The organism is Rhodothermales bacterium (assembly GCA_013002345.1).
In the GTDB taxonomy this organism is placed as follows: Bacteria; Bacteroidota; Rhodothermia; order Rhodothermales; family JABDKH01; genus JABDKH01.
In genome coordinates this window covers 1-4,886 of sequence record JABDKH010000318.1, presented here as the reverse complement: position 1 = coordinate 4,886, position 4,886 = coordinate 1, and the positions used below count along the sequence as shown (strand labels likewise).

Genomic DNA, 4,886 nt, shown 5'->3' with positions numbered 1-4,886 from the left:
AGTTGTTGTGGATCAGATTATTCGCCCGACAATTCTCGGGATGGCGGAGGAAGGCCATTCCTATACCGGATTTCTGTATGTCGGATTGATGCTCACCATTGATGGGCCCAGAGTGGTGGAGTACAATTGCCGACTGGGTGACCCCGAAGCGCAGGTCGTGCTTCCACTCCTGAAGTCGGACCTGGCCGAATTGTTTGGCGCCTGCGCAGAAAGCCGCCTCGCCGAGATTCAGGTGGAGCATAGACGAGGAGCGGCAGCGTGTGTGGTGTTGTGCTCTGGCGGGTATCCCGGACCGTACAAGAAAGGACTGGAGATTCGTGGCCTGTCGCGGGCGAGCGAGCAAGGTGCGGTGTCTGTCGTTCACGCCGGGACAGCCGTTGATGGCGACAGCATCCTCACGGCGGGGGGCCGGGTTCTGGGCGTGACTGCGGTCGGTGGCAGTCTGCAGGATGCGCTTCACCGGGTATATCAGGTCGTCCCTCACATTCAGTTCGACGGTATGTTTTATCGGCGCGATATCGGGCAGAAAGGACTCCAGCACTTGAAGGGCCGATGAGAGTCTGTCTTGCGATTGTCGCCTTGCTCCTGACTGCGCATGGGTCTTCGGCTCAGGACCCATCGATGATGCCGGAGGGGTCTGTGATCGTCCGTGGGTTGGCCGCTGCGTCCTCACTCAAGTTGGACACGGAGGGACGGTTATATATCGCGGATCCCGGCCGCCACGTCGTCGATATCCGGCAGCCGGACGGGCGTCACGCCTACGTTCTTGGCGGACCGGGCACGAGGGAGTCGGAGTTTGACGAGCCGGCAGACGTCGACCCGACAAACGGGCTGATCATTGCTGTCGCGGACGCTGGCAACGGCAAAATTCAGCGGTTTACGAGTCGGTTTCAGCTTGTGGAGTCGATTCCGCTCTACCGATCGACTACAACGGTGCCCGGTGCGGGTGCCGGTGCGAGCGATGTTGACGAGTCGCGCGATGGTCGAATTCCGGGTAGACCGGTGGCGGTCGCTGTGAGCGAATCCAATGAGACGTTTGCAATTGACCAGGTCCGCGGCGTCGTCGCCAAGTGGGACATCGGGCGGCAGTTCGTCACGTTTATCGGAGACGAATCGGATTACGGACGACTCGACCGGCCGGTTGACATGGAGATAATGGGCGACAGGTTGTTTGTCGCAGACGCTGGCCTGAAGTCCATTGTCGTGTTTGACCTTTTCGGTGGCTTCGTGACCGAGTTCGGGTCCGGGCGCCTGTCACAGATATCAGGCATTGGCAGTTGGGGACGAATGCTGTGGGTTCTCCATGGCCGCGAGCTCACCGTTTATTCCGCCAATGGCAGAATGGAGGGGCGATACACTCTTCCGAATTCGATATCGACCGCCGTCGATGTGGCGGTCATCGAGCGGTCGCTATACGTCGTGGCCCAGGACCGCGTGATTAACTGGCCGCTTGATTCCTCGGGAAGAATCGCGCTCGGCGTCGAATAGTCGGACGTGCTCGCACGTGGTGGGCGGTTTCAACCTGCGGAGGACTCGAGCGCAGGCAACTCTATTTGAATTGTCTTTCTCCGTATCGTATCCACCCGCCTTCGCGTCGACCGCTGGGGTCTCGATGCGTCCAGTGAACCACGCCTCCGCGATCGTTCCATTCGTACTGCCCACGGAACGCGACCGAGTCACCGATCTGCACAGGCACCCGTGGAGCCAGATCGATATTGTGGCTCAGAAGGACGGTGTGATCGGTGTCCAGGCTCACGATGAATCGCTGGTGCCTCGAGCCATCCAGATCGTCCGACAGAATCCGCACCACTTCGCCGCGCGCAGTGACCATGATGCCGGAACGTTGATCGGCAAATGCGTCGCGGATGACCCGCAGGTCGTCTTTACCGACGTCCGAATCCGTCCGACCGCCGCACCCGACGATTGCTACCGCAAGAGCCAGCACCACAAAGGACGAAGCTGCCCGCAGAGGTGATGGACTGCTCCTGCGCGGTGGCGTGATTCGATTCATAGTCGTCTCCTTCCGAAACCGGATTCATCTCGCACAAATCCCACCAATCGATCAACATATTCGGCAAAGGGCGGACACGCGACTCCCGATCCCTCCAGATCTTGCAACGTATTGCTGCAATCATAATGCGTTGGGTGTGCCAGATAGTTGACGGCCTCGCCCGGTATGTCCATGTCGGGGTGAAGGTGGGAGACGCTTCTGATAAGTGCACTGGCAAGCCAGCGGGTGGCAGGTACGCGTAACACCCTTCGACCCGTGGCGTGCGCCAGCAGTTGTGTGAGTGCGGGGATTGTCAGTGGAGAAGGATCGGCAAGACTGTAAACCCTGAGAGGACGATCGCGGCCGGTGCTCAGCGTTGCAATTGCCGCCGTAATGTAGTCGGACGGTACGATGTTCATTGTGGCTTCACGCGATCCCGCGAATACCGGCATAACCGCGATCCGGGGTTGAGCGAGCATCCACTGCACGAAGAAGTAAGGGCCATCCATCTTCTGCGTACGCCCGGTGTGGCTGTCACCGGACACGATCGAGGGTCTATAAATCGTTGTGGGCAAGCCAGATGAGGCAGCATCATGAACCAGTACTTCAGATTCAAACTTGGTTGATTCATAGTGATTCGAAAAAGCCTGACCTGTCTGCAGGTCGTTCTCGCGAAATACTCCATCAAATCGTCCGCTTACGTAGCACGTACTGATATGATGAAATCGATCCAGTTCGGGGCAGTCGGTAGCGAACGCGAGTACGTTTCGCGTTCCATCGACGTTCACGCGCTCCGCGACGTCCTTTGCAACCGCCAGATCATAGATGGCGGCTAGATGAAAGATCTCGGAACATTCTTTCGTGACGACCCCGTATTCGTTTCCCATGCCGAGGCGAATATCTGTGATGTCGCCTGCAAAGACACGTATCTCGCAGTCGGCTTTCGTTGAGATCTCCTGCGCGCGCTGATGTGCGGAATCGAGTAGGTGTGGCAGAACGATGCAGTCGACACGTCGGGGAGACGCTTTACGCTGGACGAGTGTCGGGATGAGCGCTGAGGCGAGAAATCCGGGGAAGCCGGTGACAAAGATTGTTCTCATGGCAGTGCAGGACGCCACCGCGATTTCGGATACTCAGGACGACGCAGATGCTGCGGCGGGGACTGCCAGTTCGCCCGGCTCTCGGGTTGATCGGCCAAGAAGTACCTGCAAACGCTCGCGGATCTCTTCACGTCGCGGGATCAACTCCACGTCACACTCCCTCCACTGATCCAGGAGAAGGCTGTATTGGCGGATGGCGTCCTCGGTATCGCCGCGGTCCTCGGCAATCTGGCCAAGTCGCTCGTAGACCGGAGCACGAACGAACATATCGAGCGGACTCCAGCTCTGGTCAAGTCCGAGCAGGAAGTTCCTGGCAGTTTCGACGTCTCCCAGTTCGTACTCGAGTTCACTTCGAAGAAATCGTGACCGCGTGCCATCGGTGAATGGCCGAACCGTGGCCGAGTGCGGAATCTGATATTGAATCTGACGCAATTGTGCAAGCGCTCCCTCTCGATCACCTGCGCGATAAAGGATCTCCGCCTCGAGGCTCCTTGCTGCGTCATTACGAATCGACCCCAGGCCGTCAAACTCGTCCGCAGCGTCAAGTCTGTCGAGGACGTCACGAGCTTCTTTCTCGTCGTCCAGCCAGACCGACAGGAGTCCCACGTTAAAGTCGATTTCAAACTGAAGGAATCTTACTGTGATATCATCGGGCGGACGAACGAAACCGCTGCTCCGAACGTCGTTAGGATCCGCCCGACGTACTCTCTCGCGCAGGTCCATGAGCTCCCGCCGCTCGGGATTGATAACGCCCGATGTCAGGATGAAGGCCTCGGTGACGTCCCATGTCGGATTGCGAACCAGGTTCGGCGACTGCATGAACTGTCTGTACTCGGACAGCTTGCCTCGAGCAATGAGAAGCTCCGGCACCATGAACTGCAGAAGCGGATCGTTAGAGGATCGTGCATCGAGAATGTCAGCCGCACCGTGGACATTCCGTGCATATCTGGACACGCCGTGCGCAGCATAGAAGGTGTAGAACCAGGGGCTATTGGAGAGCTTCTCCCGGACCCGGGTCTGCCGGGCCGTGTCCCTCGTCGCAAATGCATAGATGGCCTCCACTTCGACTGCACGTTCACTGTCCGGTGCCCGGGCTGCAAGTAGTTCCGCGCGCTGCGCGAGGAGGTCGAGCTTACCCTCGGCGGCATCAAGCCGGGCCAGGTGAATCTGCGCGATCAGGTTTCCATCTTCGAGTTCAACCAGATGCTCAAACGGAATGCGCGCTTCAAGAGTAGACCGTCCCACTCGAGGGTTCTCGTGGAAGTAGATCTCGCCTAGCTGCGAAAGCGCCTCGATCTCGTCCGGATACGTGTGGAGGTGATCTCGCAGGATTTTTTCGCTCTTGTCCGTTTCGCCGTGTCGGCGGAATCTCAGCGCCTTCAGTAGGTTCTGATCACGCTGTGACAGCTTGTCCGCGAACTGGACCGCCTTGTCCGCAACGGCCCTGATGTCTGCCGCGTCGATCCACTCTGCGGCAACGCTCTTTCTGTAGTACGCGAGTGCGAAAGTCGAATCGATGGCGACCGCTCGGTCATACGCGGCGGCAGCTTCGCGGTACTGACCGGCACGTAGCAGCTGCTCACCGATAAGGTATTCTTTCGTGGCGTCGATCGATGACGAGCTGCCGACGGCAAGTTTCTGGAGTCGACCTCCAGGCCCGGTCATGAGACCTCCAAGCAGGTCCGTCACAAGATCGTCGATCACGTCAAAAAGGTTTTCCGCCGCACCTTCGACAGCGGCCTCGCCCAACGGCTGATTGGGCTGATCCGTATCGGTCAGGTAGGCGGTCAACCTCA

At 58.7% G+C, this 4,886-nt stretch carries 5 protein-coding genes; 2 read left to right on the top strand and 3 right to left on the bottom strand.

The window, feature by feature from the left end:
- Both HKN37_15100 and HKN37_15095 read left to right on the top strand, forming a co-directional pair.
- Window positions 1–556 (top strand): phosphoribosylamine--glycine ligase (locus tag HKN37_15100; protein NNE47977.1); only part of this gene is annotated, 556 nt, incomplete at its 5' end.
- The gene (locus HKN37_15095; protein ID NNE47976.1) at window positions 553–1,488 is read left to right on the top strand and encodes a hypothetical protein; all 936 of its coding nucleotides are present in this window, start codon (window positions 553–555) and stop codon (window positions 1,486–1,488) included. The genes HKN37_15100 and HKN37_15095, both read left to right, overlap by 4 nt.
- A gap of 61 nt (window positions 1,489–1,549) precedes the next feature.
- Here the strand turns inward: HKN37_15095 and HKN37_15090 are convergent, their stop codons facing one another.
- The 3 genes from HKN37_15090 to HKN37_15080 all read right to left on the bottom strand — a co-directional run.
- Window positions 1,550–2,011: a DUF3465 domain-containing protein gene (locus tag HKN37_15090; protein NNE47975.1), complete on the bottom strand. Its 462-nt coding sequence runs from the start codon at window positions 2,009–2,011 to the stop codon at window positions 1,550–1,552.
- Complete coding sequence (locus tag HKN37_15085; GenBank protein NNE47974.1) at window positions 2,008–3,090, bottom strand: SDR family oxidoreductase; 1,083 nt, start codon at window positions 3,088–3,090, stop codon at window positions 2,008–2,010. The genes HKN37_15090 and HKN37_15085 overlap by 4 nt, the downstream gene beginning before the upstream one ends.
- A 33-nt stretch (window positions 3,091–3,123) precedes the next feature.
- A partial coding sequence (locus HKN37_15080) for a hypothetical protein (GenBank protein NNE47973.1) occupies window positions 3,124–4,886 on the bottom strand: 1,763 nt, incomplete at its 5' end.